We start from the raw sequence: 22644 nt of genomic DNA on the forward strand, positions 1-22644 counted from the left end.
AATAATTCGACTGCTTTTCTATACCTGAGAGTTTTTCAGATATAAAGTGGTTACTATTTTTATACAAAAAGGTGGAAGTGCTTTAATGATAAAAGATAAAGCGATGAATGTATATCGTCAGGCGAATATTTATCGGACATTTATTAGAAAAAACTTAAAATCATCCGTTAATAAAGGTGTTAGCAAAAAAATTTCTAACTCGAGGCGAGGTTTCTTGAGTGAATCAGAAATAATTTATAATTTTAAGGAAAATAATCCTCAAGAATATTTATCTGATATACAAAGACTAAATACAAGATATTTAAATAGCCCATATAGTTTTGTTCTAGATGAAAAGCTTGTCTTTGAATCCATGTATAAGCAATATATTAAGATTCCAAGAAATTTTAGTTTAATTGAAGCTGGGAAGTTTTTATGCTTGGAAGATGAAGAAAAAATTGATTCTTCTATGAAAATTTTAAGATACTTAGACAGACATTCTGCATGTGTTATTAAACCAATACGTAACGGTGGAGGTTATGGGATATTTGTATTGAAGAAAATAGAAGGAAATTATTTTTTAAATGAAAAGCAGATAGATGAAGCTGGGCTCGAAAAAGCAACTTCAAAGCTAAATAATTATATAGTTAATGAATTTGTTGAGCAAAGTAATTTTAGTAAAGACTTTTATCCGAAGACTACTAATACAATTAGAATTTTAACTATGATAGATCCTCTTACCAACAAACCTTTTATACCTATAGCTGTCCAAAGAATGGGGAATTTAACATCTATACCTGCTGACAATTGGACGCAGGGAGGATTAAGTGCAGAAATTGATTTAGAGACTGGTGAGCTAGGCAAGGGTGTTTCATATCCTAAAAATGGGAAACTACAATGGTATAGTGAACATCCTGAAACAAAGTCACAAATTGAAGGAAAGTTAGTTCCGAAATGGAATGAAATGAAAGAAAGTATACTAAATGCAGCCTCTATCTATCCATATATTAAATATGTGGGGTGGGATATCGTTATTACTAATGAAGGATTTTCTGTTCTAGAAGGAAATAATTTTAGTGATGTGAATTTATTGCAGGTGCATAGACCCTTACTTAGAGATGATAGAGTGAAAAGATTTTATAGACATTATGGAATTATTTAAAGAAGGAGTTTCCGATAAAAACATTGAGTAACAATTTTTGAAGGAAGAGTATAAATAGAGATATATCATAAGATGGTTAAAGAATTAATAGATAAAATGTTCATGATTAAATAATATAATGGAAGAAAGAAGCAGTATTTTTATTAGCAGGTTAAGCTGCTTCTTTTAAACTTATTTTTTAGAGTTAAAATCAAACCGTTTTATATAGTTACACCCCTCACAAGCCATACCAATTTGTTTATTTGTTTCAGGATCTATAAAATAAAACTCATTATAACCACAAATCTCACACTCTTTTATATGCAGAATTTTTCTTGGTCCTATCTCCTCGTCTAACTTAGTGCTAAAGTCTGACAACAATTACTACACCTCATAACATCATATTCTTTTACTCCCTTTAACTTCGGTAGAATTCTTAAATATTTAATAGTATTCATTAAAGATTACTAAGAAAGTGTCTTTTATTTCTATTATTTATAGGATAAAAAATATCATTATATCCGTATATCATTATTAATTAATACAATATAAATATAAAAACCTTTTTCATGAAAATACATAGTAAAATAGTTTTGTGTTTTTCTGATAAAAGGTAAAAAGAAATAGTTCTACCAATAAAAGTATAAAACGAAAGTCCTTGGTGGTCAATCATATTTTGTGTAAGTTAAGCAAAAGAAGATGAAATATAAATTAAATATAAAATAATAAAAGGTATTTAAAGGTATTTTTAAGTGTATATAGAATTACTTAATTAGACTGATATTTTTGCTAAGGAGGAGTCTATGTTAAGTAGAATGGTATTAAATGAACAATTTATCGTCATGGCTAAATTTGAGTATAGGCAATTTGAGATACACCAGGTTATTACTAGGCCAGAGGCAAGAATTATAAGAAAGGGAGCAACCATCCCAGATGATTTAAGTAATAGAAAAGCTAATGCGTTAATTGTTATGCAAAACCCTGGGAGCTGCCTACCGAGAGAAGAATCAAAAGATGGATGGCAGGAAAGTATTCCGGATAAAACGCAATATCAGCTTATGCGATTAATGGAACGTATGGATTGGGATGAACTAATAATTGTTAATCTATCGGATATGTGTGAGGGAGATTCCTTTGAGTTCCTGCGATTGCTTAAAATATGCGAGCTCCAAAATGTTCCAAATTCGCGTTATGCTAATAATATAAAAGAATTTATTGAAATGACTACTTTAGTGGAGCATGTGTTGTATGGTTGGGGATCTAGACCTGAAGCTAAGCGACTTGCGGAAGAACATGGTTTTTTACCGTTGAGTGGATTGGACTTGAATGGTAAAGTACCAAAGGCATACTGGCATAAAACGAGAAACTATCCAAGACATCCATTTCCTTATCTGCCTAATAGGTGTATAGAGTGGATTGAGGAAATGACTGCTATTATAAAGGAACAATCAGAAGTTACTATTAAGGAATTTTAACATGCTTGTAGTTGAACCAAAGGAGCAGACCTCCTTTAACGAGTAGTTAAACTGCTTCTTTTGGTTGAACTATAGAACTACAATAAAATACTTCTTCAAATTACTCTCCCCTACATGGCCTCCCAATTAACGTAATTGTTCATAGACTAAGTAATATACCATATAGCATCAATAAAATCGTATTGATAGATTTTTAGGTTTATACAATATTTAAAATAGACATAGACAAAGTGTAATATCCATACAATAGAGCACTTCAGATAAAAAAGGAGGAATACATAGATGGATAAGAAATATCCGGAGTTAGATGAGTCGTTACATGGGGCATTTGTAGGAGCTAGCAAATGGGAGTATTATTCAAGCAAATGGAGGCAGGGGCTATCCTGGAATTGGGCTGCCTTTTTTCTTTCGTTCTTTTGGTTAGGCTATCGAAAAATGTATGCGTATATTTTCATCATACTAGGTCTTTTTCTTTTATATGATCTGATCATTGTCTTAAGTGGGGTCGATTTTGGGGTAGATTCGACCATAGGAATTACAGTAGGGGTCATCTGTGGTTTTTTAGGAAACTATTTATATTTGATGCATGCGAATAAGGAGATTAAGAGAGTCACGGAGCAGCAACATGGCAGCGAGGAATTCGTGCAGTCAGAGCTTCAACTGCGCGGTGGTACTAGCTGGCTTGGGGTGTTGGCTGCCTTTGGGTTGCTGATTGTTTATGGGATTCTTGCTGGGATGATTTATGGGTTTGGGGGATAAATAGGAAGTCACTCAATTTAATGAGTGGCTTTTTTTATATTTAACTGAAAATTTTATAAATTCATTTAAATTATAGTGAAATTATGATAGCCTTTTGATATAGATAGATTGATAAGGAGGAAGACTATGAACGTTCAAACAGCAAAAATCCATCATTTTCCGGAGGAGATTGTGCACTACGCATGGGAGAAGGATCCAAAGCCGGTCCTGACGATTGAAAGTGGGGACACGGTCATATTTAAAACAAGAGAGGTAACGGACAACCAGTTTTCGATTGATTCTACTACTGAATCGATTGCTAGCTTAGATTGGGACAAGGTTTACCCGCTTGCCGGTCCAGTCGCGATTGAAGGGGCAGAGCCTGGAGATACGCTGGAGGTGGAAATTGTAAATCTCGAGACAGGAAGCTGGGGCTGGACGGCTATTTTGCCTGGACTAGGTTTGCTGCCAGAGGAGTTTCCAGATGCGTATTTAAGAACCTTTGATTTGAACGACGGGGAGTTTATTCATTTCCGAGAGGATATTAGAATTCCAATTGAGCCTTTTTTAGGTACGATGGGAGTAAGTCCTAAGGATGCAAGTGGTCAGCCGATCATGCCTCCTGGAACGTTTGGAGGAAATATGGACGTTCGCCAGCTAACGATTGGGACCAAGTTGTATTTACCTGTCCAGGTGGCTGGAGCGTTGTTTAGCTGCGGGGATGCCCATGCAGCGCAAGGAGACGGGGAGGTTTGTGTTTCCGCATTAGAGTGTCCGATGACCGCTACCTTAAAGTTCAACCTTATTAAAGGTAAAACGATTCCTTCGCCTCAGTTTTTAACGAGTGGTGAGCTTACTCCAAAGGTGAACCATAAGGGGTTCTTTGGGACCACTGGCGTTGGTCCAGATTTGATGAAGGCTTCGCAGGATGCACTTCGGGCGATGGTAGATCACATTTCAACTACATATGAAATGGAGCCAAAGGATGCCTATTTATTGTCTAGTCTATGTGTCGATTTGAAAATCTCAGAGATTGTAGACGCAGGACAATATATCGTTAGTGCAGTATTGCCGATGGCAGTGTTTGAGGATTAATGTCTTCAGTTAATAGGTATTGAAATATAAATAGTAAACCGTAGGGACGAGATACTTGTTCCTACGGTTTTTTTGAGTTTATGGGGATCATAATTTATTAGATTATCTGTTAATAAAAGTCATTCTTAACGAATACATTATAGGAAGGAAGTAGCTTTGGTAATTTCCTCAATCTTATAAAAGGGGGACAAGCGTTGAAGAAGAATATCATGTTGGCCATTATTACGGTTTTTGTCTTGAGTATACTAGCAGGCTGCGGGTCTGGAGAAGGTAAAGTGCTAGAGCGTATGGAGAAAAAGAAGGTACTGAATGTTGCTTTTGAGGGAACGTATCCACCGTTTAACTATTTAGATGATCAAGGTGAATTAACTGGCTTTGATGTAGATATTTCCAACGAGCTAGCGAAAAGATTAGGCGTGAAGGCCAATTTTATCACTTCTAAGTGGGAGGGTTTGATAGGTGGTCTGAAGGCAGATAAGTTCGATATTATTATCGGGCAGATGACTGTGACAGAGGAAAGGAAAAAAAGTGTAGATTTCACGGATCCGTATGTTATTACAGGCTCGGTGTTAATCACTCGTGAGGAAACGAATGATATTAGCAAGCTCGAAGATATCAAGGGTAAAAAAGTTGGTGTTGGCGGAGGAACTACCTTTGAGGAAATCGCAAAGAGTGTAGATGGTGCGGATGTGAAGCTATATAAGGCATTTACGGATTATTTAGAGGATCTGAAAAATGAACGATTAGATGTCATCATTAATGACCAGCTGTTAATGAGCTATAACATAAAAGAAAATAAGCTGCCAATCAAGGTTGCAAGCGAGATTCTAAAGGTGGACGAGGTTGGGATGGCAGTGAACAAAGGGAACGAGGATTTTATCGAAAAGGTCAATGAGGCTTTACGTGACATGAAAGAGGATGGGACGTATAACGAGATTTATAAAAAGTGGTTTGGCTCAGATCCTGTGGAGCAATAAAACGATGGGAGGAAATAACACTTGCATATTGTAGTTTTAGGTACGGGAATGATTGGGACGACCGTCGTGAGCGAGCTTGCTAAATTCTCAGAAATAGATGTCATTACCGCGGTGGATGTTAGACAGGAAAGTATTGATAAATGCTTAGAAATCGCTAATAGTCCCAAAGTGACTGGCAGGGTTGCCTCCTTAGAGACTATGGAGGATATCGCGAAGGTGTTGACAGGTGGGGATGTTGCGGTTGCCTGTCTGCCACATTCCTTAAGTCTAGTTGCTATACAAGCAGCAATAGAGTCTAGCTGTCATTTGGTAGATTTAGTTGGGTCTTTATTCCAAGAGAAAATAGAATTACAGGAAGCGGCGAGAAATGCAGGGGTGATCATCGTGCCAGGCTGTGGTGTAGCTCCCGGAATAACGAACTTTTTGGCAGCCCAAGGGATCGAGATGCTAGACGAAGCAGAGGAAGCGATCATGATTTGTGGAGGGATTCCGAGACATCCCGTTCCACCTCTATGGTATCAGGTCGTTTTTCGCTTAGAGAGTGTGCTAGGCCTCTACACAAAACCTGCTATTGCGGTTGAAAACGGACAGCTTGTGGAATTAGCTCCTTTGTCTGGTTTAGAAAAGATGACGTTCCCCCAGCCCGTTGGGGACTGTGAGGCAGTGATTACGGATGCGCATAGCACGGCTTTTATATTGAAGGACAAGGTGAAAAACCTATACGAAAAAACAGTTAGGTATCCTGGGCATTGGGACAAGATGAACGTTTTGAGGGAGCTAGGGTTTCTAGACAATAAACCTATAACAGTCGCAGGAGTTATTACAACTCCTCGAGCAGTTGCAGAACAGATTTTAGCGCCTAAAATGGTTGGTGCCTCCCATGAGGATATAACGGTGCTAAGAGTCGAGGTTAGTGGAATGAAGGAAGGCAAAGCGACTAAATTTACATGGGAAATGGTTGATGTCTACGATCAGGAACGAAACATTACGTCCATGGCTAAAACAACTGCCCTTCCTGCAGCAATTCTAGCGAAATGGATTGCATCTGGAAGGATTGAAGAGACAGGGGTTGTACCGGTAGAGAGCCTTATTGTTAGGGAGAGATTCGACCCGTTTATGAAGGAACTACAGAATTTAGGAATTCATATAGGTTTTAAAGAAGAGGCTGTAATCTAATCCTATCATTTGTCGGAAGGAGGTCGATCTATGGATGTTACGATAATTATTGATTCCCTGCCATCCCTACTGAAGGCAACGCTCATGACTATCTTTTTGGCAGCCATATCCATTATCATAGCGCTCATTATTGGATTTTTCGCCGCAATCATTAGAATTCTAAAAGTAAAGGTTTTAAACGGCATTGCCACAGGCTATGTTTCTATAATTCGTGGAACTCCTTTACTTGTTCAAATATTCGTTATTTACTATGGCTTACCTCAGATCGGTATTTCATTAGATCCCATATCGTCGGGGATCGTAGCATTGAGCTTAAACGCTGGCGCTTATCTATCAGAGTCATTTAGAGCTTCCATTCTTGCAGTGGACAATGGCCAAATGGAAGCTTCATTATCCATGGGAATGACGTATTCACAGGCGTTAAGGAGAATTATTCTCCCGCAAAGTCTTCGCATATCTATTCCTACGTTATCAAACACATTTATCGTACTTATAAAAGATACCTCGTTGGTCTCAGTTATTACCGTTACGGAACTATTGCAAATGTCGAGCTTAATCATTGCCAAAACATTCGAGCCACTTACCATCTATTTAATAGCTGCAGCTATCTATTGGGTATTAATAACCTTCTTCACTACTATTTTAGATAAATTAGAAGTTCGTACATCCAAGTACTTGGTTCGATAAATACGAATGATAGGGGATGTCTATGAGTATCATTCAGGTTAATCAATTGAAAAAAAGCTTCGGAACAAATGAAGTATTAAAAGGTATCGATTTAACGGTTGAGAAAAGCGAAGTAGTGGTCATTATGGGACCGAGTGGGTCTGGAAAATCAACCTTGCTACGTTGTTTAAATTTCTTAGAGGAGCCAACGGAGGGTGTCATTCGCATTGGTGATTTCCAGGTAGATACCGGTGGAAAGTCAAATCGTAGACGTAAAAAAGAAATAAGGGAGCTACGAAAGAAAACTGGATTCGTCTTTCAATCGTTCAATCTGTTTCCGCATAAAACAGCCATCGAAAATGTGATGGAGGGACCAATCGTCATACATGGGACCAAGCTAGAAGAGGCAAGAATAGTAGCGAAGGCACTTCTTACAAAGGTAGGGCTAGGTGACAGATGTGATTACTACCCAGCGCAGTTGTCAGGCGGTCAGCAGCAAAGAGTAGCCATCGCACGCTCGTTGGCATTAAACCCAATGGTCATGCTCTATGACGAGCCGACCTCTGCATTAGACCCAGAGCTTGTAAAGGAAGTACTTCAGGTGATCAAGGACCTGGCACGTGAAGGAATGACGATGATTATCGTGACGCACGAAATGAGCTTTGCCAAAGACGTAGCGGACCGAGTTATTTTTATGGACAAAGGTGTAATCGTGGAAGAGGGAACATCAGAGGAAATATTTCTTCACCCGAAAGAAGAGAGGACTAGACAGTTTTTATCGATCGTGGAGTAGTTTGGGTTTGTGTGCGTCCCTGTGTCACACACAATTCACTACAATTTAGAAGGTATGCCTGTGTCAGTAGCGTTTGGAGGCTGACACAGGTATTTTTGTTGGTATGTTTGTCCCTGTGTAAGACACAATTTACTACAATTCGTCGGGTTACCGTGTGTGTCCCTGTCAGGCACAATCCTTTACAATTCACCGTTTTCTACTTTAGTACTAGGCAATAAAAATGGAAAACGGTCTTGACTAAAGAAATATTCTTAATTACTATTAATATAATAATCAGAATTTATTATTATTTCGTAATATTATGTCTAATTATAGCGAATAGGAGGTCTACATGAAAAATACAGTAGTAGAAGAGAATGTTTTACTTAAAGAAGCGCTTGAGATTAAGGAGAATTTAATACAGTGGCGCAGACATCTTCACGTGAATCCAGAACTATCATTTGAAGAATATGAAACCTCCAAGTTTGTTTTAGAAAATTTAAAGGATCTTGGTTTTGAAATTCAAGCACCGGTTGCCAAAACTGGAATTGTGGCTCTTTTAAGAGGCACTGAGCCAGGTCCGACAGTTGCATTAAGGGCAGATATGGACGCTCTTCCTATACAGGATGAGAAGTCGGTTTCATACGCCTCGTCGGTTCCTGGAGTAGCCCATTTATGCGGACATGATGCGCATACTTCGATGCTGCTGGGAGCGGCCAAAATACTAAGTAAGCATCGGCCGGTAAAAGGTAATATTAAATTTATTTTCCAGCCAGCAGAGGAAGGGCTAGCAGGGGCCTTACATATGGTTCAGGAAGGGGTTCTTCAAAATCCGGATGTGGATGTTATTGCCGGTTTGCATGTACATCCGACGGCACATACAGGGTTTATAACGGTTGCCAAAGATGTCGCGATGGCATGTGCGGATTCCTTTGATATCGAAGTGATCGGAGAGGGGGGACATGCAGCTCATCCTCATATGTCTATCGACTCGATAACGGTGGCAGCGGAAGTAATCTCTTCCTTACAGCAAATTGTAAGTCGGTCGATTGATCCTTTAAAGCCAGCTGTTTTGACAATAGGAAAAATTGAAGGTGGCTTTAAGCGAAATGTCATCGCACCGTCCGTTCGATTAGAAGGAACAGTTAGAGTGTTAGATCCTTCGTTGCGCGAGGTCATTTCCAAAAGAATGGAGCAATATATTAAAGGCGTTTGCGAAGGGATGGGGGCTACTTATAAGTTCGATTATCAATTTGGCTATCCTTCCGTGAAAAATGATAATCGATTGATTCCATTATTAGATGCAGTCTCTGAAAAAATATTGGGAGCCAATACTCTATCGATTATTAATCCGAGCATGGGAGGAGAGGATTTTGCTTACTATGCGGAGAAGGTGCCGGGAATTTTCTTTAGATTAGGCACTTACAATGCAGAAAAGGATTGTATCTATCCCAATCACCATCCGAAATTCGATATTGATGAAGATGCGTTACCGTATGGCTCGGCTTTATTGGCCCAGTTCGCTCTTGATTACATAGAGAGTAATACGAACGAATAATAAGTATAGGTTCAATGAAATTATATATATAAAGGGGAATGACTATGAAGAAATGGGTAGGATTAGCAAGTTCTGTACTTTTGACAGTAGGATTGCTGGTAGCTTGTAGTGGAGATGATTCTTCTACTTCTACGACCAAAAAAGAGGACGACAGGACATTGACGATTGCAATGGGAACGGACATGGTAACGTTTGATGTTCATAACCATGTTAATACTTCTACAGAAGCAATTCACGTTAATATGTTTAACTATTTGTTTAAACGAGACAATGAAACTGGTGAGATTTTACCAGACTTAGCAGAGGGGTACGAAAAAATAGACGATAAGACGTGGGAAGTGAAACTAAAAGAAGGAGTTAAGTTCCATAACGGCGAGGCATTAGATTCGGAGGATGTTAAATTCTCACTGGAACGAGTTGCGCATGATTCCACACTGCTTGATCACATTAACTATAACTCTATTAAAGAGGTACAAGTTGTGGATGAGTTAACGTTACGTATCATTACAAATGAGCCAGACCCGGCTTTATTAAACAGAATTTCAAGGATTGCTTCTAGTATCCTTCCTTCTGAATATATTGAAGAAAACGGAATGGATCACTTTTTGGAAAACCCAGTTGGGACAGGACCATTTAAATTTTCTAAGTGGGTACGTGACGATCGTATCGTGCTAGAAGTCTATGATGATTATTTTGACGGTAAAAATGAAGAATGGGATGAGGTAGTATTCCGTGTCATTCCAGAAAACTCTACACGTGTTTCTGAGCTGCTAACAGGTGGAGTTGATATTGCGACAAACATGCCACCAAGTGAGTGGAAACGTATTGATGACAACGATGGAACGCATTTATCGCAAGGTACTTCTAACCGAACTATGATGATATTTGTCCGTTCAACAGAAGGATATCCAACTTCGGATCCTAGAGTTAGAAAAGCTTTGGACTTGGCTATTGATAACAAGGCAATAACGGATAACCTGTTAAATGGAGCAGGTATACCAACAATCACTCGTGTCGCACCAGGAAACTTTGGTTTTGCAGAGGATCTTTATGACACGTATAACTATGACGTGGAAGAAGCAAAGAAATTATTGGCTGAAGCAGGCTATCCAGATGGATTTGAGATGACATTCCATTCTCCAAAAGGGCGTTATTTACAAGATGCTGAAATAGCGGAGATGGTTGCTGGCATGTGGACTGCAATTGGAGTAAAAGCAAATGTTGAATTCATGGAGTGGAGCAGCTTCGTTGAACTTCGTAACTCAGGCAAAAACAAAGATGCTTATTTACTAGCTTTAGGTAACTCTATGTTTGATGCGGCAAATGCATTAGATTGGTATAACTATGAGAGATTCAAAGGTCAAATTGATTATCATAACGAAGAGGTAGAAGAATTATTGTCAGCTGCTGCTCAAAATATGGACCCAGAAGAAAGAGCAGAGCAATATATTAAAGCACAGCATTTATTAGCTGAAGACACGGCTCATATCGTATTACACCAAGAATCTATTAACGTAGGGGTAAGTGATGCAATTGATTATACTCCGACAATGGATGAAATCATTTACGTGGATTCTATTAATAAAAAGTAAATATGGTGATCGGTAGGGAGAGCTTGCTCTTCCTTCCTTTACTATTAGGTAGAAAGTTTAGTAGGTTTGTTCAAGTTTATAGAAGATTGTAGCGGAAGGTGACGACTCCAGCGGGATGAGTGAGACAGATAAGACATTACAAACGCGCGCGTAGCGACGGATGATGGCTTATCGCTCACCCCACAGAAAGCGTTCACCTGAAGTGAAATTCCATGCTACTTTCTTACTTAAAAAGGATTTTTCTATAGGAAAAAGATTATGAAATTAATAGTTGATTCAATTTCATAAAATGTTTCACTGATTAGACACGACAGTTATCTCCGTATGGATTGTAGTGGAAGGTGGCTTATCGCTCACCCCGCGGAAAGCGTCCGCCTGAAGCGAAAATCCATTCTACTTTCTTATTTAAAAAGGGATTATGAAATTAATTCAGTCTACAAATCATTTCAAAATATGTGTGAGGTGACAATTGATGAACAATTACTTCGTTAGGCGAATACTACAAATAATACCCGTATTATTAATCATTTCATTTATTGTCTTTTCACTAGTCTTTATAGCAGGAGATCCCGTGGCATTAATGCTACCTGATGACGCCTCTCAGGAAGATGTCGAGCTATTAAGAGAATCCTTAGGCTTAAATGAATCCTTTATCGTTCAATACACTACATACCTGATGAACCTTGTACAAGGTGATTTTGGAGAATCGTATCGTTATGGGCAGGATGCGATGTCCATCGTCTTAGAGCGTCTCCCTGCAACACTTGAACTAGGTATTGCAGCACTTCTAATAGCAATTGTTGTATCCATCCCACTTGGTATTTGGTCTGCTACCAAACAAAACTCTAGTCTAGATTTAGTGGCGACGGGCGCGGCTGTAATAGGAAAAGCGATGCCGAACTTTTGGCTAGGAATCATGTTAATTTTATTATTTTCCGTTACGTTAAGCTTCTTCCCGGTTTCCGGAAGAGGAACGCTTATGCATTTGGTTCTCCCTTCTGTCACTTTGGCTACTGGGATAGCAGCGGAAATGACGAGACTCATCCGGTCTAGCATGATTGAAACGTTGAATCAGGATTACGTACGCACAGCAAAGAGTAAAGGTTTAAAGGATAGAATCGTAGTTTATAAGCATGCGTTCCGAAACTCCCTTATTCCGGTTATCACAATCACTGCATTACAAACCTCTACTTTGGTTGGTGGCACATTGATAACTGAAACCGTCTTTTCATGGCCAGGTTTAGGGCAACTATTAATACAGGCCGTAAATACACGTGATATGGCGATTGTTCAAGCCAGTGTATTTGTCATCGCAACACTCGTCATTCTCATGAATCTAGTAGCAGATATTCTTTACCGACTATTAGATCCACGGATTAAATATAGCTAGGGGGGAAGTTAAGTTGACCCAATCACAGACAGTAAGCATGACACAAAACAAACCCTCTTCTTTTAAAAGGTGGAGTAGATTATTACTTAGAAGTAAGACAGGTACCGTAGGATTTTTTATCGTATTATTTGTTTTCTTAGTGGCTATTTTTGCGCCATTACTAGCACCACATGATCCCGCTGCTATTAATGCAGCTAATATGCTCAAGCCTCCTTTCTGGATGGAAGGTGGTAGTACTGCAAATCTATTGGGAACGGATAATCTTGGGAGAGATATTCTTAGTCGAATCATATATGGATCTCAAATTTCCTTATTAGTAGGTATTACATCTGTAGTTGTTGCCGGAATCATCGGTGTGACGATTGGCTTGATCGCAGGGTATTACGGAGGTTTTATTGACAATTTGCTCATGCGTCTTGTAGATTCCTTCCTTGCCATCCCTACTATTCTTTTTGCGCTAGTAATACTTAGTGTTTTTGGCCCTAGTGTGATTACGCTTATCTTCGTTCTCGGTGCTACGAACTGGGTAAACTATGCACGGCTTGTTCGCGGCGAAGTGTTAACTATAAAGGAACGTGATTTCGTAAGAGCTGCTCGTTCCATTGGAGTGAAAAACCATAAGATAATTACTCGTCATTTATTGCCAAATGTAATTTCCTCTTTTATCGTAATTTCCACGTTAAGTGTGGCAACAACGATCATTCTAGAAGCGTCACTTAGCTTTTTGGGACTTGGTGTTCAACCACCGACAGTTTCATGGGGATCTATTTTGAGTGATGGAAGAGATTATTTAGCGACTAGCTGGTGGCTGGCAACTTTTCCGGGTCTAGCCATAACAGTAACAGTGCTTGGAATCATATTCTTGGGTGATTGGTTAAGAGATGTTCTTGATCCACGCTCTATCAAAAAATAATCTAAAGGAGGAATCCCAATGGCGGAGGAAGTACTGAATGTAAAAAACCTCAAAACTTATTTCCATACTGAAAATGGGATTGTTCCCTCAGTCGATGACGTTTCTATAAGGATAAATAAAGGCGAGACAGTAGCAATAGTAGGGGAATCGGGCTCAGGGAAAAGCGTAACCTCTCTATCCATTATGCGTTTAATCGAATCGCCAGGGAAAATTGAAGATGGACAAATTTTATTTAAGGGAAAAGATATTGTTCCTATCTCAATGAAAGAAATGCGCAGCCTTCGTGGTAATGAAATAGCGATGATTTTCCAAGAGCCTCTTACTTCCTTGAACCCTGTTTTCACAATAGGAAATCAAATGGCAGAATCGATTATGCTGCATCAAAAGAAGAATAAGAAGGAAGCACGTCAGATAAGTATTGATATGCTGAAAAAAGTAGGGATACCAAGGGCAGAGAAGGTCATTGACTCATTCCCGCATTCATTGAGTGGAGGTATGAGACAGCGTGTCATGATTGCAATGGCACTCTCCTGCAATCCAGAATTGTTGATTGCAGATGAACCAACTACTGCTCTAGATGTAACGATTCAGGCTCAAATTCTTAAATTGATGAAGGGCTTAATCACGGAGTTTGACACATCTATTTTGCTAATCACCCATGACTTGGGTGTAGTGGCTGAAATGGCAGATCGTGTAGTCGTGATGTATGCAGGTCAAGTAGTGGAAGAAACGGATGTATTTACATTGTTTAGAGAACCCAGACACCCTTACACGAAAGGCCTGATGGATAGTACTCCTAAAATCCATGAATTAAAGGATGAGCTAACCTCTATACCGGGCACCGTCCCAAGTCCGTTAGATTATCCAACTGGTTGTCGGTTCATGGATCGCTGTCCGTATGCCATGGAAAAATGTGCTGAGTCTCAACCAAAGCTTGAAGAAATTCTGACAAATCACAAGGTCAGATGCTGGCTCCATGAAGAAAAGGTGGTTGATTTGTATGAAACAAAATCATTTGCTGGAAGTTAAAGGGCTGAAAAAGGCTTTTGATATATCTGAAGGCTTCTTAAAAAGAAAAAAGCAATTTCTTTATGCAGTTGACGGCTTGGACTTTTATGTGGACGAGGGAGAAACCCTAGGGATAGTTGGGGAATCCGGATGTGGGAAGTCTACTACTGGAAACCTGATAGGTCAGCTACTGGATGCCACGGAAGGTGAGATTTTATTTGAAGGAGAAGATTTGACGAAGCTAAAAGGAGAGGTGTTAAGAAAGAAACGAGCCGATATCCAAATGGTATTTCAAGACCCTTTTTCTTCCTTGAATCCACGTATGCGCGTGTTTGATTTGATAGCGGAGCCGTTAAGGACTCATAAATCTCTCCATAAAAAAGAGCTCACTGAACGAGTAATGGAGCTGATGGACCTAGTTGGGTTAAATCGTGCTTATGTCAATCGATATCCACATGAATTTAGTGGTGGACAGAGACAACGAATTGGAATTGCTCGTGCTATTTCCTTAAATCCCAAGCTTATCATATGTGATGAGCCAGTTTCTGCACTGGATGTATCGATTCAGTCCCAAATATTAAACTTACTATCTAAGCTACAAAAGGAACTCAATCTAACATTCATTTTTATAGGACATGGACTTCCGGCAGTAAAGCATATTAGTGACAGAATTGCCGTGATGTATCTTGGTAAAATCGTGGAGCTGACGACAAAGGAAAAGTTGTTTTTACATCCTATGCATCCTTATACAGAGGGTTTATTGTCCGCTGTGCCAGTTCCAGATCCAACTCAACGGAACATCGAGGGAAGACAGCTTTTAGAAGGCGATATCCCGAGTCCGGCAAATCCACCCCCTGGCTGCAATTTCCATACAAGATGCCCTTATGCTCAGGACATATGCAGTAAAACGGAGCCTATATTTGAGGAAAAAGCGTCAGGTCAATTTGTAGCCTGTCATTTCCCGCTTGAAAATGGTAAAGGAATTATCAATGAAGAGAAAGTGAAGGTAGATGCGTGATGGACTATCTGAGGAGAAACCTTGAGCCGATGCTTGAGCTCATTGAAAAGCTAGTAAATATCGATAGTGGCTCAACGTGTAAAACTGGAGTAGATAAAATAGGAGAAATCCTAATAAATGAATATAAACAAATGGACCTCTCAATTGAAATAAAAGAAAATGAGGAATTTGGAAATAACATTGTCATTAAACATAAAGAAGCCTTGAAGCCTGAAATACTGCTAATCGCTCATATGGATACGGTGTTTCCGATTGGAACAGCAGCAGAAAGACCGTTTACTATTAAGGATGGCCTTGCATTTGGTCCAGGAGTAGCGGATATGAAGGCAAGTCAGGTAACTCTATTGTATGCCATGAAATATTTGTACGAGAAAAACGATGCTGCTTTGAAAAATGTCATCATTATTTTAAATAGTGATGAGGAAATAGGTTCCCCGACATCCAGGGAGCTCATTGAGGAAATTTCAAAGGAAGTGAAATATGCATTGGTTATGGAGCCTGCCCGTAAGGATGGTTCGATTGTGTCCTCACGAAGAGGGGGCGGCAGATATACGCTGCATGTACATGGAAGATCTGCACACTCCGGAGTAGCACCAGAAGAAGGCAGAAGTGCTATTGAGGAGCTTGCATATAAAACGATAAAGCTCAATCATTTAACTGACCATGAGCAAGGAATATCAGTAAGTGTAGGTATAGTGGAAGGCGGAGACGCTGTAAATATGATTCCAGACAGCGCCACTGGATATGTAGATGTACGCGTCGAAAGTGATGAGCAAAGCTTAGAAATTGCCAAGCAAATCGAAACTATTTGTTCCGTACCAGACGTACCAGGAACTACAATCGACCTAGAAGGCGGCATCACCCGTCCACCAATGGAGCTTGATGATAAGAACCAAAAGCTACTAGAGATCGTAAAGGAAGTCGGAAACTCCTTTGGCTTAAAGGTAACCGATTCTCATACCGGAGGAGGATCAGACGCTTCATTTCCCTCTCACCTTGGCGTAGCCACCATTGACGGTGTAGGACCAATTGGTGGGAAGCTGCACAATGAAGGGGAATATCTCGAAATAGACTCACTGACGGAAAGATGCTTTTTGTTGGCTGAAACGGTGTCGAGGCTGTCGGGAACTGGTGGGTAGGTTGGAGGGTTGTGAGCGTCCCTGTGTCAGAAACAATTCTACACTATTCTGACAATTGACTACAATTCTCGGTAATTGCATCCCTTTGTCATACATAATCGGCAGTGAGCAGTTGGATACAAAACCTCGGAAGCGTGTATGCCCAAGGAGACTGGTTGTTTTTTAAGAAGGATAAATTAGAGGTCACTCATTAGTGAGTGGCTTTTTATTATGTAAATAGGAAAAGCCGCGAAACTAAAAAAAGCAGGATTTTTTCGTGTCTATTGCGAATAAATAACGAAGGATATATAGATTCGGCAGGTATGAACAATTTAATTATGGTAATCCGTGGGATGTCAAAGGGTGGAGGAGGATAAATAGATGATTAAGCTTAAAGAAATGAATGACCATGAATTTAATACCTACTTAGATTTTATGATACCGGATTATGCGAAGGATATTTCGGACAACTATAATCTTCCTATAGATAAAGCGATGGAAGAATCAGAAATGATGATGAAGGATTTGTTTCCAGATGGTTTATCCACCGATGGACAATTTTTATACAACCTCTATGATCCTGTAATAGCTAAGGAAGTAGGAATCATCTGGTTTAGTGTAAATCTGGAAATTAATCGCGCCTATCTTTATCACATTTATATTAAAGAGACATACAGGCAAAAGGGTTACGCAACAAAAGCCTTAGAGGAATTACAAGATAGAGTAAGAGGGCGTGGAATAGATTCAATCTCTTTAAGCGTATTCGGAAATAATGAGCATGCTTATCGTCTATATACAAAGCTGGGGTTTACCTCTTCTGCTATTTCCATGCACAAACTGTTATAGGTGTCCCTGTGTCAGACACTATTCTGATAATTGATTTTAATTTCTACATATTTCGTACTATAGACTTTAATATTCAAACGCTAGGGAGAGTAGCGGTGTTTAAGCTTTTTCTTTAAGCGAGATAAAGCGGTCTTCCAATTTAATTAAAAAATTTTAAATAAATAGTGATAAAAGATGTTTAATGATATTTTAGTGGGGTATATTAATAGTACAAGGCGGAACTACCGAAGGAAAGGACTGGTAAACAATGTGTTTACAAGAAACTCCAAAGGATGATTTGCACAGCCTTGGCGGAAGATTTGCTTTACTGACGAAAGGTACTCTCGTCGGGAACCGATATATTTAGGTTTCGATTCAGTGTATTGTTTTTGCAAGTGAAAGAAAAGTTTTTTGTTTTAAGTGCACCTAAATGTCTGGTTCATTAACAGACGAATTGTCAGTTACAATTTACAACGCAACATGAAGTAAATTTTCCGAGTGTATTCCCTTTATAGGGATAGAAGAAGCGTAATCCGAAATTTGGATTACGCTTTTTTCTTTGTGTCCCTGTGTCAGAAATAATTGCTCAGCTAATAAAAGATGTTTAAGTATTTTCCGACGGGGTATATAAATAGTACAAGGCGGAACTACCGAAGGAAAGGACTGGTAAACAATGTGTTTACAAGAAACTCCGAAGGATGATTTGCACAGCCTTGGCGGAAGATTTGCTTTACTGACGAAAGGTACTCTCGTCGGGAACCGATATATTTAGGTTTCGATTCAGCGTATTTTAGCAAGTGAAAGAAAAGTTTTTTGTTTTAAGTGCACCTAAATGTCTGGTTCATTAACAGACGGATTGTCAGTTACGATTTACAACGCAACATAAAGTGAATTTTCCGAGTGTATTCCCTGTATTAGGGAAAGAAGAAGCGTAATCCGAAAGTTGGATTACGCTTTTTTCTGTGTATCCGGATGTTGATCGAAGAAAAAACTATTATATTGATAACATTATTTTGTTATATAGGTTGCAGCATACTATAACTTAATCAAGAGAAAGTCGTATAAAATAATCTATTAATATACTAATGCGATAACTTTTTCACAATTAGTTAAAATGATTCATTTTAAAATTTCAGTAAATTCTAAATTGACAATTAAATATGATTATATTATGGTGTAAATAGTTATCACTGAGGCATAATAATTATGCTATATCGGTAAAGGAGGAGTTAGATGAGACAGTTACAGCTACCAGCCTTTCAGTTTACAGAGGAGCAGATGGCTTTTCGACAGGAAGTTAGAGCTTATTTAGAACAGGAGAAGCTTGACGGAGCCTTTGAAACACATTCGGATTCTTGGCTAAGTGGATATAGCGCGGAGTTTTCTCAGAAACTTGGGAAAAAGGGTTGGGTTGGCATCACATTTCCTAAGGAGTATGGTGGCCAAGCGCGATCTAGTATTGACAGATACATAATTACAGAGGAGCTGTTAGCGATTGGTGCACCAGTTGCCTCTCATTGGTTTGCGGATCGGCAGTCTGGACCGCTTATCCTAAAATTTGGAACGGAGCAGCAGAAGGAGTTTTTCATACCTAAGATTGTGAGGGGAGAATGCTTCTTTTCCATTGGTCTATCTGAACCGAATTCTGGTTCTGATTTAGCATCCTTAAAGACCACTGCTACTAAAGTAGACGGTGGCTGGGTAGTCAATGGGATGAAAACATGGACGTCGGGTGCACATCATTCGCATTACATGATTACCTTGTGCAGGACTGCCCCACAGGATGTTAATAATCGCCACGGGGGAATGAGTCAGCTCATTATCGACTTGAAGTCGGAAGGGGTAACTGTTCGACCGATTCAATTTTTGACTGGAGAGCATCACTTTAATGAAGTGTTTCTTGAAAGCGTTTTCGTGCCAGATGATAGATTAATAGGCCAAGAAGGAAATGGCTGGGCACAGGGGTTAACCGAGCTGTCGTTTGAGAGAAGCGGTCCTGAGCGGATCTTAAGTACATTTCCTTTATTAAATGAAGCTATGAAGCTACTAAAGGTAAAGGGTGACCAACGAGGTTTGATAGATGTTGCGAAGCTAGTCAGCAGAATGTGGTCTTTGCGAAATATGTCGATGGGTATCGCAGCTATGCTGGAGGAAGGTAAGGACGTGAATTTAGCAGCCGCACTTGTGAAGGACTTAGGGAATAGTTTTGAACAAAGTGTTGCAGAGGTGATTCGTTTGCTACTTCCAACTATGCCTAGCAAGCAGGAGGCAGACCATTATTCTAGATTGCTAGCTGAATCTATTCTGCATGGTCCTGGCTTTACGCTAAGAGGTGGGACGACCGAAATCTTACGAGGAATAGTCGCAAAAGGAGTGGTTTCTGCATGAGTGAGATGAGAGAATTTATCGAGGATACGACCGAAAAAATATTGAGGGATCTATCGACTAAGGAGACGAGGGAAAGGTTTGAGGAAGGGGAATGGAGCAAGCCACTCTGGAAGGCAGTTCAGGAATCAGGTCTGACTTACCTTGGGATTGATGAGGATTCCGGAGGCGTAGGAGGCGACAGTCAGGATATATTTTCTATCCTCCGAATCGCTGGCAAGTATGCAGCGCCGTTACCTCTAGCAGAAGTGATTTATGCCAATCAGTTTCTTGCTAAGGTAAATGGTGAAGTGGATGATAAGCTACGAGTTTTACATCTATGCGAAGAAGGTGAGGATACGCTTTTTCATGTTCCTTATGCGCGGTTTGTAGATGAGATTATCGTTGTTTCTCCTAGTGGCTATGAGCGAGTGAATGCCTCAGAGATGACCTACACGTCAAAGGCTAATCTTGCAGCTGAACCTAGAGATTTGGTGCAGTGGAATAAAGGAAAAATAGGAGCGTTAACTGTCCCTTTTCATGAGCTCGAGGAGGACTATGAGCGTTATCTTACGATGAGTCGAGTGGCAATGATGACGGGAGCTATGGAGAGTATTTTGGCATTAACGGTATTTTATTCGAAGGAGCGTCAGCAGTTCGGTCGGCCATTGCATCGTTTTCAGGCGATTCAGCATCATTTGACAGCTATTGCCGGAGAGGTTGCTGCGGCGTATGCTACATTCGAGGCGACAGTAGCAGCTTACGAGAAGGACACTAAGAATGAAAAAATTGCAATGGCGAAGATAGAAATTTCCTCCAATAGCAATGTAGTTGCTAAGGCGGCACACCAGCTGCACGCGGGGATTGGTATGACGTATGAGCATGAGCTACACCATTTTACTAGAAGACTATGGTCTTGGCGAGAGGAAGCCGGAAATGAAACCTATTGGGCAAATCATCTTGCCGATTTGTACTTAACAAGAAAAGAAACAATTTGGGAAGCCATAACAGAAGTGAGAGGGGTAGAGGTAAATGTCGGATCTACTGTTTGAGGTAAAGGATACAATTGCAACGATTACACTGAATCGTCCAGAGGCACTAAATGCATTTAGCGGAGAAATGCTAGATTTATGGATTGAGGCTTTAGAAGAGGTAAGAGATTCAGAGGAAATATCTGTACTTGTTGTTCAAGGTGCTGGAAAGGGTTTTTGTTCCGGCGGAGACATAAAGGAAATGATTGCAGGAAAAGGCTTTTATAAATCAGATAAAGACATTATTTCGAAGGGGATTAACCGAAAAAACTCTCTTTGGAAAAAAGTGCAACGAGTTCCTCTTTTATTGGAGGAGATTGATAAGCCCGTTATTGCTAAGGTGCATGGTGTAGCATTCGGAGCGGGGCTTGATATGGCCTTGATGTGTGATATCCGATTTGCAGCTAACTCTTGTAAGCTATCAGAAAGCTATATTAAGGTAGGCATTGTACCTGGTGATGGTGGAGCCTACTTCTTACCAAAGCTTGTCGGAAAAGACATGGCGCTTCATATGCTCTGGACCGGAGAGGTGCTGACAGCTGAGGCGGCAAAGGAACGAGGCTTAGTGACATTTGTCGTGCCAGATGGGGAATTGGATGAAGTAGTTGCGGCTTATGCCAAACAGCTTTCTGAGGCACCAAGGCTAGCAACACAGCTAATCAAGCGAGCGGTTTGTCAAAATAGTGAAATGTCCTTGCGATCCTCGTTAGATTACATTTCCTCTAAGATGGCATTGGTGATGGAGGATGACAACCATAAAGAAGGCGTCCAGGCGATTGTAGAAAAAAGAAAACCAAACTTTAATCGGGAAGAGGTAATGTTGAATGAAAAATAGACATTGGTTAGTGCTTCTAATGGTTTGTATATTGATATTTGTAAGCGCTTGCAGTTCTGATAATGGAGCGACTGCAGAGGGTAAGCCTGACCGTATTACATTTAGTACTGGCACAACGAGTGGAGTGTATTATCCACTTGGAGCGTTGCTTGCAACGCATTGGACGAATACGAATGATCTTTCAGTTACGGCTCAGGCTTCTAACGGGTCGGTAGAAAACTTAAAGCTAATGCAACGTGGAGAATCCCATTTAGCCTTTTCAACGGTAAATATTATTTGGGAGGCCTATAACGGAGAGAACAGCTTTGGGGATAAAAAATATGAAGATGTTCGTATTCTTGCCAACTTGTACCCAAATGTCAGCCATATTATTGCTTTGAATGATGCAAAAATTGACTCTATCAATGATCTAGATGGGGAATCCTTTGTCCTTGGAGCTGCAGGTTCGGCTACAGAGCTTGAATCTAAACTCATTTTGAAGGCGCATGGAGTTCAGTCAGTGAAAGAAAATTATGTTGGATTTGGAGAAGCGGTAGATTTGATGCGTAACAAGCAGGTGAAGGCAGTCAACATTTATACCGGGGTACCAGCTGCTGGAGCATCTGAGCTGATCTCTACTGTAGATTCTAAGTTGGTGAGCTTTACTAAAGAAGGTGTAGCCAATATGACGGATGAGAAAAATCCATGGAATTTTGAGTATGTTATCGAAAAAGGAACGTACGAGGGACAGGAAGAGGATATTTTAACGGTAGGTCAGTATAGCACGATAGCGGTTGATGTCAATTTGAGTGAGGAAACTGTGTATGAGATGACGAAGTCGCTTTGGGAGAACTTAGATACATTAAGCGAAGGACATTCTGTCGTTAAGGCATTTGATCTAGAGAAGGCAGTAACTGGTACAGCGGATGTGCCGTTACACCCAGGAGCAGAGAAGTATTACAAAGAAATCGGCGTTTTGAAATAGGAGGGTGGA

General features: G+C 40.0%; 20 protein-coding genes. All 20 read left to right on the forward strand.

The window, feature by feature from the left end; genetic code table 11:
* Nucleotides 1-85: 85 nt before the first annotated feature.
* The 20 genes from NSQ95_RS03865 (at nt 86) to NSQ95_RS03960 (ending at nt 22635) form a co-directional block, all read left to right on the forward strand.
* On the forward strand, nt 86-1141 hold the full coding sequence (locus tag NSQ95_RS03865) for a sugar-transfer associated ATP-grasp domain-containing protein (RefSeq protein ID WP_342560339.1): 1056 nt from the start codon (nt 86-88) through the stop codon (nt 1139-1141).
* A 782-nt stretch (nt 1142-1923) separates the two neighbouring features.
* The gene (locus NSQ95_RS03870) at nt 1924-2595 is read left to right on the forward strand and encodes a hypothetical protein (RefSeq protein WP_342560340.1); all 672 of its coding nucleotides are present in this window, start codon (nt 1924-1926) and stop codon (nt 2593-2595) included.
* Nucleotides 2596-2877: 282 nt separating this feature from the next.
* The gene (locus tag NSQ95_RS03875; protein ID WP_342560341.1) at nt 2878-3354 is read left to right on the forward strand and encodes a DUF2628 domain-containing protein; all 477 of its coding nucleotides are present in this window, start codon (nt 2878-2880) and stop codon (nt 3352-3354) included.
* A gap of 126 nt (nt 3355-3480) precedes the next feature.
* Nucleotides 3481-4428 carry an acetamidase/formamidase family protein gene (locus NSQ95_RS03880; protein ID WP_342560342.1) on the forward strand — a complete coding sequence of 316 codons (948 nt, stop codon included), beginning with the start codon at nt 3481-3483 and terminating at the stop codon, nt 4426-4428.
* Between the two features lie 194 nt (nt 4429-4622).
* Nucleotides 4623-5405, forward strand: coding sequence for a transporter substrate-binding domain-containing protein (locus tag NSQ95_RS03885; protein ID WP_251552625.1), 783 nt, complete (start codon nt 4623-4625; stop codon nt 5403-5405).
* Between the two features lie 21 nt (nt 5406-5426).
* The gene (locus tag NSQ95_RS03890) at nt 5427-6581 is read left to right on the forward strand and encodes a saccharopine dehydrogenase C-terminal domain-containing protein (RefSeq protein WP_251552626.1); all 1155 of its coding nucleotides are present in this window, start codon (nt 5427-5429) and stop codon (nt 6579-6581) included.
* A 30-nt stretch (nt 6582-6611) separates the two neighbouring features.
* Nucleotides 6612-7268: an amino acid ABC transporter permease gene (locus tag NSQ95_RS03895; RefSeq protein ID WP_251552627.1), complete on the forward strand. Its 657-nt coding sequence runs from the start codon at nt 6612-6614 to the stop codon at nt 7266-7268.
* A 22-nt stretch (nt 7269-7290) separates the two neighbouring features.
* Entirely contained in the window at nt 7291-8040 is a 750-nt protein-coding gene (locus NSQ95_RS03900) for an amino acid ABC transporter ATP-binding protein (protein WP_342560343.1), read from the forward strand.
* Nucleotides 8041-8371: 331 nt separating this feature from the next.
* Nucleotides 8372-9577, forward strand: a complete 1206-nt coding sequence (locus NSQ95_RS03905; protein WP_342560344.1) for an amidohydrolase — start codon at nt 8372-8374, stop codon at nt 9575-9577.
* A gap of 44 nt (nt 9578-9621) precedes the next feature.
* Nucleotides 9622-11169, forward strand: coding sequence for an ABC transporter substrate-binding protein (locus NSQ95_RS03910; protein ID WP_342560345.1), 1548 nt, complete (start codon nt 9622-9624; stop codon nt 11167-11169).
* A 472-nt stretch (nt 11170-11641) separates the two neighbouring features.
* Nucleotides 11642-12559 (forward strand): ABC transporter permease, encoded by a 918-nt coding sequence (locus NSQ95_RS03915; RefSeq protein WP_251552631.1) that lies wholly within the window; start codon nt 11642-11644, stop codon nt 12557-12559.
* Between the two features lie 37 nt (nt 12560-12596).
* Complete coding sequence (locus tag NSQ95_RS03920; protein WP_342560784.1) at nt 12597-13472, forward strand: ABC transporter permease; 876 nt, start codon at nt 12597-12599, stop codon at nt 13470-13472.
* 18 nt (nt 13473-13490) lie between these two features.
* Entirely contained in the window at nt 13491-14501 is a 1011-nt protein-coding gene (locus NSQ95_RS03925; RefSeq protein WP_342560346.1) for an ABC transporter ATP-binding protein, read from the forward strand.
* Nucleotides 14473-15498, forward strand: a complete 1026-nt coding sequence (locus tag NSQ95_RS03930) for an oligopeptide/dipeptide ABC transporter ATP-binding protein (protein ID WP_342560347.1) — start codon at nt 14473-14475, stop codon at nt 15496-15498. The genes NSQ95_RS03925 and NSQ95_RS03930 overlap by 29 nt, the downstream gene beginning before the upstream one ends.
* Nucleotides 15498-16637, forward strand: a complete 1140-nt coding sequence (locus NSQ95_RS03935) for a M20 family metallopeptidase (RefSeq protein ID WP_342560785.1) — start codon at nt 15498-15500, stop codon at nt 16635-16637. The genes NSQ95_RS03930 and NSQ95_RS03935 overlap by 1 nt, the downstream gene beginning before the upstream one ends.
* A gap of 360 nt (nt 16638-16997) precedes the next feature.
* Nucleotides 16998-17462, forward strand: coding sequence for a GNAT family N-acetyltransferase (locus tag NSQ95_RS03940; protein ID WP_342560348.1), 465 nt, complete (start codon nt 16998-17000; stop codon nt 17460-17462).
* A 1212-nt stretch (nt 17463-18674) separates the two neighbouring features.
* The gene (locus tag NSQ95_RS03945) at nt 18675-19829 is read left to right on the forward strand and encodes an acyl-CoA dehydrogenase family protein (protein ID WP_342560349.1); all 1155 of its coding nucleotides are present in this window, start codon (nt 18675-18677) and stop codon (nt 19827-19829) included.
* On the forward strand, nt 19826-20857 hold the full coding sequence (locus NSQ95_RS03950) for an acyl-CoA dehydrogenase family protein (RefSeq protein WP_342560350.1): 1032 nt from the start codon (nt 19826-19828) through the stop codon (nt 20855-20857). Before NSQ95_RS03945 ends, NSQ95_RS03950 begins: the two co-directional genes overlap by 4 nt.
* Nucleotides 20838-21671, forward strand: coding sequence for an enoyl-CoA hydratase-related protein (locus tag NSQ95_RS03955; protein ID WP_298470486.1), 834 nt, complete (start codon nt 20838-20840; stop codon nt 21669-21671). The genes NSQ95_RS03950 and NSQ95_RS03955 overlap by 20 nt, the downstream gene beginning before the upstream one ends.
* Nucleotides 21661-22635, forward strand: a complete 975-nt coding sequence (locus NSQ95_RS03960) for a TAXI family TRAP transporter solute-binding subunit (RefSeq protein WP_342560351.1) — start codon at nt 21661-21663, stop codon at nt 22633-22635. The genes NSQ95_RS03955 and NSQ95_RS03960 overlap by 11 nt, the downstream gene beginning before the upstream one ends.
* Nucleotides 22636-22644: the final 9 nt, after the last annotated feature.

This window comes from Psychrobacillus sp. FSL W7-1457 (genome assembly GCF_038593405.1).
Lineage (GTDB): Bacteria > Bacillota > Bacilli > Bacillales_A > Planococcaceae > Psychrobacillus.

Bases quoted from the DNA above. Each gene is read 5' to 3' on its own strand.
- NSQ95_RS03865 (WP_342560339.1), top strand. From the start codon at position 86: ATGATAAAAGATAAAGCGATGAATGTATATCGTCAGGCGAATATTTAT.
- NSQ95_RS03870 (WP_342560340.1), top strand. From the start codon at position 1,924: ATGTTAAGTAGAATGGTATTAAATGAACAATTTATCGTCATGGCTAAA.
- NSQ95_RS03875 (WP_342560341.1), top strand. From the start codon at position 2,878: ATGGATAAGAAATATCCGGAGTTAGATGAGTCGTTACATGGGGCATTT.
- NSQ95_RS03880 (WP_342560342.1), top strand. From the start codon at position 3,481: ATGAACGTTCAAACAGCAAAAATCCATCATTTTCCGGAGGAGATTGTG.
- NSQ95_RS03895 (WP_251552627.1), top strand. From the start codon at position 6,612: ATGGATGTTACGATAATTATTGATTCCCTGCCATCCCTACTGAAGGCA.
- NSQ95_RS03900 (WP_342560343.1), top strand. From the start codon at position 7,291: ATGAGTATCATTCAGGTTAATCAATTGAAAAAAAGCTTCGGAACAAAT.
- NSQ95_RS03905 (WP_342560344.1), top strand. From the start codon at position 8,372: ATGAAAAATACAGTAGTAGAAGAGAATGTTTTACTTAAAGAAGCGCTT.
- NSQ95_RS03910 (WP_342560345.1), top strand. From the start codon at position 9,622: ATGAAGAAATGGGTAGGATTAGCAAGTTCTGTACTTTTGACAGTAGGA.
- NSQ95_RS03915 (WP_251552631.1), top strand. From the start codon at position 11,642: ATGAACAATTACTTCGTTAGGCGAATACTACAAATAATACCCGTATTA.
- NSQ95_RS03920 (WP_342560784.1), top strand. From the start codon at position 12,597: ATGACACAAAACAAACCCTCTTCTTTTAAAAGGTGGAGTAGATTATTA.
- NSQ95_RS03925 (WP_342560346.1), top strand. From the start codon at position 13,491: ATGGCGGAGGAAGTACTGAATGTAAAAAACCTCAAAACTTATTTCCAT.
- NSQ95_RS03930 (WP_342560347.1), top strand. From the start codon at position 14,473: ATGAAACAAAATCATTTGCTGGAAGTTAAAGGGCTGAAAAAGGCTTTT.
- NSQ95_RS03935 (WP_342560785.1), top strand. From the start codon at position 15,498: ATGGACTATCTGAGGAGAAACCTTGAGCCGATGCTTGAGCTCATTGAA.
- NSQ95_RS03940 (WP_342560348.1), top strand. From the start codon at position 16,998: ATGATTAAGCTTAAAGAAATGAATGACCATGAATTTAATACCTACTTA.
- NSQ95_RS03945 (WP_342560349.1), top strand. From the start codon at position 18,675: ATGAGACAGTTACAGCTACCAGCCTTTCAGTTTACAGAGGAGCAGATG.
- NSQ95_RS03950 (WP_342560350.1), top strand. From the start codon at position 19,826: ATGAGTGAGATGAGAGAATTTATCGAGGATACGACCGAAAAAATATTG.
- NSQ95_RS03955 (WP_298470486.1), top strand. From the start codon at position 20,838: ATGTCGGATCTACTGTTTGAGGTAAAGGATACAATTGCAACGATTACA.
- NSQ95_RS03960 (WP_342560351.1), top strand. From the start codon at position 21,661: ATGAAAAATAGACATTGGTTAGTGCTTCTAATGGTTTGTATATTGATA.